Annotated in this window: 3 protein-coding genes; all 3 read left to right on the top strand. The window is 73.3% G+C overall.

All coding sequences use genetic code 11. The annotated features are described in order from the left end of the window. The first annotated feature begins 152 nt into the window (after positions 1-152). The 3 genes from DI573_RS08275 to DI573_RS08285 are packed head-to-tail and all read left to right on the top strand — an operon-like array spanning position 153 to position 5973. Positions 153-1004 (top strand): hypothetical protein, encoded by an 852-nt coding sequence (locus tag DI573_RS08275; RefSeq protein ID WP_292812737.1) that lies wholly within the window; start codon positions 153-155, stop codon positions 1002-1004. After that, the gene (locus DI573_RS08280) at positions 1004-2569 is read left to right on the top strand and encodes a DNA polymerase Y family protein (RefSeq protein ID WP_292812740.1); all 1566 of its coding nucleotides are present in this window, start codon (positions 1004-1006) and stop codon (positions 2567-2569) included. The genes DI573_RS08275 and DI573_RS08280 overlap by 1 nt, the downstream gene beginning before the upstream one ends. After that, the gene (locus DI573_RS08285; protein WP_292812743.1) at positions 2569-5973 is read left to right on the top strand and encodes an error-prone DNA polymerase; all 3405 of its coding nucleotides are present in this window, start codon (positions 2569-2571) and stop codon (positions 5971-5973) included. Before DI573_RS08280 ends, DI573_RS08285 begins: the two co-directional genes overlap by 1 nt. The last annotated feature ends 27 nt before the right edge of the window (positions 5974-6000 follow it).

Below are 6000 nucleotides of genomic sequence, written 5' to 3' on the forward strand. Positions count from 1 at the left end.
TATCGCGGGAGGCGCCCGTGCCGCGGCAGGGGCGGATGTCCCGGATGTCGGAGGGGCGGGGCAGACTCGGGATGCTGCGACGACATGCCCTTCGGATCTTTGTCCCCTCCCTCCCGTGGTCAATGTCGAAGCTCTGTTCTACCATTGTCGACATGGCGATCGCACGGCAGCAGCAGGCGTCCCCGGGCACCGCCCGGGTCGACGAGCTGAGCCGCCTGCGCTCGCAGATCGATCGGGTGCGGGGGCGACGGGTCGAGGTGCCGCTGCTGCCCGTGCACCCCGCGATCGGCGGGCTGCTGCCCGAGCGGGGTCTGCGGCCGGGTTCGGTCTACGCGATCGACTCCTCGTCGCCGAGCCTCATGCTCGGGCTCATGGCGCAAGCCTCGCGGGCGGGGTCGTGGTGCGGCATCGTCGGGGTGTCGACGCTGGGGGCCGAGGCCGCCGAGGAGTACGGCCTCGATCTCGAGCGCCTGGTACTGGTTCCCGAGCCCGGTGCGCGGTGGTTCACGGTCGCCTCGGCGCTCGCCGAGGTGCTGCCGATCGTCGCGGTCAATCCGGCGGGGCGCCCGGGCGAGGGCGATGTCGCGCGCCTCGCCGCGCGCCTGCGCGATCGCGGCACGACGCTGATCACGCTCGGCGCATGGCCCGGGGCCGATGCGCTGCTGAGCGTGAGCGACCCCCGCTGGCGCGGTCTCGGCGAGGGACACGGCTATCTCGCCGGGCGCGAGGTCACCGTCACCGCGTCCAGCAGACGCTTTCCCGTTCCCCGCAGCACCCGCATGCTGCTGCCCGATGCCGCCGGCACCGCGGCCGGTGCGGGTGTCGGCGCGGGCGGCGCGGGTGTCGGTGCGGGCACGGGCGTCGGCGCGGGCGGCGCGGGTGTCGGCGCGGGCACGGGCGTCGGCGCGGGCGGCGCGGGTGTCGGTGCGAGCCCCGCCGGGCATCCGCGCACGGATGTGCCCGACAGCATCCCCATGCCCACCCCGATCCGGGCGGTGGGCTGATGCACCAGACCCCCGTGCGCACCCTGCTGGTCTGGGTGCCCGACTGGCCGATCGCCGCCCTCGCCCGCGAGCGCGGCTCGACGCTCGATGCCGGTGCGCCGATCGCGATCGAGCGGGCGGGCGGCATCGTCGCCTGCTCGGCCGCCGCCCGCGCGAGTGGCGTGCGCCGCGGGCAGCGCCGCCGCGATGCGCAGGCCCGCTGCCCGGGGCTGCGCCTGGTCTCCTCCGACGAGGGGCGCGACAACCGCGGGTTCCTGCCCGTGGTCGACCGCATCGAACGGCTCGCGCCGGGCGTGCAGATCGTGCGGGCGGGCATCGGCGCCCTGCGTGCCCGCGGCCCCTCGCGGTACTACGGCGGCGAGAGCGAGGCCGCGCGGGTGCTGCTCGACGAATTGGCGGCCATCGATCTCACCGACGCGCGCGTCGGCATCGCCGACGGCCCCTTCACCGCCGAGCATGCGGCCCGGCGCACCCGCCCCGGGCCGGGTGCAGAGCCCGCAACGCGGGTGCACGCCGTCGAGCCCGGTGCCGCGGCCTCCTTCCTCGCGCCCCTGTCGATCCGCACGATCGACGACGCCGAGCTGGTGGGGCTGCTCGCGCGCCTGGGCGTGCAGACGCTCGGCGATTTCGCCGCGCTCGCCGAAGACAGGGTGCGCGAGCGCTTCTCCGAGCACGGCGTGCGCCTGCACCGCCTCGCCCGCGGGCTCGACGCGCGGCCCGTCACCGCGCGGGTGCCCCCGCCTGAGCACGAGCGCGAGGCCCAGTTCGAGCCCCCGCTCGAACTGGTCGATCAGGTCGGCTTCGCGGTGCGCATCACCGCCGACGACTTCGTCGACGCGCTCGCCGCCCGGGGCCTGGTGTGCACCGAGCTGCGCGTCGAGCTGCGCGATGACCGCGGCGGGCGGTCCGAGCGGGTGTGGCTGCACCCCACCACCTTCGATGCCGCCGCCGTCGTCGACCGGGTGCGTTGGCAGCTCGAGGCGGCCGTCGACGCCGAGCTGCGCAGCGGCATCACCCTCGTCCGCCTCGAGCCCGAGGCGGTGGATGCGGCATCCCACCACGAACCGGGACTGTTCGGCCAGGGCCCGGGCGAGCGCGTGCACCACGCCCTCTCGCGCGTGCAGGCCCTGCTCGGGCATCGCGGCGTCGTCACCCCCGCCATCGGGGGTGGCCGCTGGCTCGCCGAGCGCCAGGTGCTCGTGCCGTGGGGCGACCGGGCCGCGCCGGCGCGCGAGCGCTCGCAGCCCTGGCCCGGCAGCCTTCCGGCCCCGCATCCCACCACCGTCTTCTTCCCGCAGCCCGAGATGCGGGTGACCTCCGCCGACGGCGCCGCCGTGACCGTCGACGAGCGAGGGCGCCTGAGCGCGGCGCCCGCCGCGATCGCGGGCACCGGCATCCATCGTGCCGTCGCGGGGTGGGCAGGCCCGTGGGGTGTGCGCGAGCGGGAGTGGGATCCCGAGCGGCGACGCGAGGCGCACCGGGTGCAGATCGTCGACGACACCCAGGTCGCCTGGCTGCTCGTGCTCGAGGGCGACACCTGGCGCGCCGAGGGGCGGTACGACTGATGGGTTTTCGCAATCCTCCGATCCCGTGGTCCGAGCTCGAGCGCATCCTCGGCACGACCCGGCCCGACAAGGTGCCGGCAGGCGCCGACGGCGGCGACAGTCCCGCCTGGTCGCGCAAACGCGGGGCCTACGTCACACCGGCCATCGAACGCCCCGAGAGTGCGGTGCCCTACGCCGAGCTGCACGCGCACTCGTCGTACTCCTTCCTCGACGGGGCCTCTTCGCCCGAGGCCCTGATCGAAGAGGCCGAGCGTCTGGGGCTCTCGGGCCTCGCCCTCACCGACCACGACGGCTTCTACGGCCTCGCCCGCTTCGCCGAGGCCGCCGAATCGTTCCACGTCACGACGGTGTTCGGCGCCGAGCTGTCGCTCGGCCTGCCGAAGCCGCAGAGGGGCGAGGCCGACCCCGTCGGACGGCACCTGCTCGTGCTCGCCCGGGGACAGGAGGGCTATCACCGCCTCGCCGCCGCGATCACGGCCGCCCAGCTGCGCGGGGGTGAGAAGGGGCGCCCCGTGTACGACCCGGGCGAACTCGCCGACCGGGCGGGAGGGCCGGGCGATCCGCACTGGGCGGTGCTGACCGGATGCCGCAAGGGAGCCGTGCGGCAGGCCCTCGCCGCCGAGGGGCCCGAGGGTGCTGCCCGCGAACTCGATGCACTCGTCGATCTCTTCGGAGCGACATCGGTCTTCGTCGAGCTCACCGACCACGGCGATCCGCTGGATTCGAGGCGCAACGACCTGCTCGCATCTCTCGCCCGAGAGCGCAGCCTGCCCACCCTCGCGACGAACAACGTGCACTACGCCACCCCCGCCAAGGCCCGGCTCGCCGCGGCGATCGCGGCCGTGCGCGCGGGCCGCAGCATGGACGAACTCGACGGATGGCTGCCCTCACACGGCGCGGGGCATCTGCGCTCGGGCGCCGAGATGGCCGAGCGCTTCGCCCGCTACCCGGGTGCCGTCGCCCGCACCGCGACCCTCGCCGACGAGCTCGGCTTCCCCCTGCGCCGCGCCAAACCCGCGCTGCCCACGCAGGAGGTGCCCGAGGGGCACACCCCGATGTCGTGGCTGCGGCACCTGGTGTGGCAGGCGGTGCCGCAGCTGTACCCGCGCCTGGCCGACGACGACCGCCGGCGCATCGAGAACGAGCTGAACGTCATCGAGAAGAAGGACTTTCCGGGCTACTTCCTCATCGTGCACGACATCGTCGCCGAGGCCCGGCGCCGCGGCATCCTGTGCCAGGGGCGGGGATCGGCGGCCAACAGCGCCGTCTGCTACCTGCTGCACATCACCGCCGTCGACCCGATCCTCTACCGGCTGCCGTTCGAGCGGTTCCTGTCGTCGCTGCGCGAAGAAGAGCCCGACATCGACGTCGACTTCGACTCCGACCGGCGCGAAGAGATCATCCAGTGGGTCTACGCCCGCTACGGCCGTGAGCGTTCGGCGCAGGTGGCGAACGTCATCCAGTACCGGCCCAAGAACGCCGTCCGCGACATGGCCCGCGCCCTCGGGTACTCCCCCGGCCAGCAGGATGCCTGGTCCAAACAGGTCGAGCGCTGGGGCGCCGAGCTGTCGTCGATGCCGGATCACGACATCCCGGATCTTGTCGTCGACTACGCGGGCGAACTGCTGAAGGCCCCCCGGCACCTGGGCATCCACTCGGGCGGCATGGTGCTCACCGAGCGCCCCGTCGGCGAGGTCGTGCCGATCGAGCACGCGCGCATGGAGAACCGCACGGTGATCCAGTGGGACAAAGACGACGCGGCCTGGATGGGACTGGTCAAATTCGACCTGCTGGGCCTCGGGATCCTCGCCGCGCTGCAGCACTCGTTCGACATGATCCGTGGCGCCACCGGCGAGGAGTGGACCCTGGCGACCCTGCCCAAGGAGGAGCCCGCGGTCTACGACATGCTGTGCCGGGCCGACTCGATCGGGGTGTTCCAGGTCGAATCGCGCGCACAGATGGGCCTGCTGCCGCGCCTGCAGCCGCGTCGGTTCTACGACCTCGTGGTCGAGATCGCCCTCATCCGCCCGGGCCCGATCCAGGGACGGGCCGTGCACCCGTTCGTGCGCCGCAAGATGGGGGTAGAGAAGGTCGAGTACGCCCACCCCAAGCTCGAGCCGGTGCTCGAGCGCACGCTCGGCATCCCGGTCTTCCAAGAGCAGCTGATGCAGATCGCGATGGCGGTGGGCAACTGCTCGGGCGAGCAGGCCGACCTGCTGCGGCGGGCGATGGGTTCCAAACGGGGGCAGGAGAAGATCGAGTCGCTGCGCGAGCAGCTCTACACCGGCATGGCCGAGAACGGGCTCGTCGGCGCCGCGGCCGACGACATCTACGCCAAGATCCAGGCGTTCGCCGACTTCGGGTTTGCCGAGTCGCATTCGCTGTCGTTCGCGCTGCTGGTCTACGCCAGCTCGTGGCTCAAGCTGCACTATCCCGCGGCCTTCCTCGCGGGGCTTCTGCGATCGCAGCCGATGGGGTTCTACTCGCCCGCGACGCTCGTCGCCGACGCCCGACGGCACGGGGTCGAGGTGCGCCGCCCCGACCTGCACCGCTCGGGGGCGACCGAGATCCTCGAGCCGGTCGAGGACGTCGACGTTTCGTCAGGCCTCGACTCCTGCCTCGACACCGACCAGCCCCCCGCGGGCGAGTTCGACATCGACGCCCCCGACGTGTCGGCATCCCACCGCCGCGACGGCGCCTTCGCCGTGCGCATGGGGCTCGCCGGGGTCACCGGCATCGGCGCCAAGGTCGCCGAGCGCATCGTCGCCGATCGGGATGCCGCCGGCCCCTACCGCGACATGCACGATCTCGTGCGCCGCACCGACCTCACCGCCGCGCAGCTCGAGGCGCTCGCCACCGCCGGGGCGTTCGAATGCCTGGGTCTGTCCCGCCGCGAGGCGATCTGGCAGGCGGGATCGGCCGCGCAGGACCGCGCGCAGTTTCTGCCCGGCACCGTCTTCGCCGTGCAGCCGCCCCTGTTCGCCGACCTCACGAGCCACGACCGGCTCGCGGCCGACCTGTGGGCCACGGGCGTCTCCCCCGACGATCACCCGATGACGCACTATCGGGGCGATCTCGCCGCGCGGGGCGTGCTGCCCTCGGCCGCCCTGCGCTCGCACGAGACCGGGCGACGCGTCGAGGTCGCGGGGCTCGTGACGCACCGGCAGCGCCCGGCGACAGCATCCGGAATCACGTTCCTCAACCTCGAGGACGAACACGGCCTCGTCAACGTCATCTGCTCGGTCGGGGTCTGGACCCGCTACCGGCGGATCGTGCGCGACTCACCGGCGCTGATCGTGCGCGGGATGCTGGAGCGATCACCCGAGGGTGTGACGAATCTCGTGGCGGACGGCTTCGAAGACCTGCGCGTCGGGGTGCGCCACAACTCCCGGGACTTCCGTTGACCGGCAAACGCGCTCGTCACTGCCCGC

Source organism: Microbacterium sp. (assembly GCF_003248605.1).
GTDB lineage: Bacteria > Actinomycetota > Actinomycetes > Actinomycetales > Microbacteriaceae > Microbacterium.

What these genes read in the sequence shown, in the direction of transcription:
- DI573_RS08275 (WP_292812737.1), top strand. Translation starts at nt 153, where the DNA reads ATGGCGATCGCACGGCAGCAGCAGGCGTCCCCGGGCACCGCCCGGGTC.
- DI573_RS08280 (WP_292812740.1), top strand. Translation starts at nt 1,004, where the DNA reads ATGCACCAGACCCCCGTGCGCACCCTGCTGGTCTGGGTGCCCGACTGG.
- DI573_RS08285 (WP_292812743.1), top strand. Translation starts at nt 2,569, where the DNA reads ATGGGTTTTCGCAATCCTCCGATCCCGTGGTCCGAGCTCGAGCGCATC.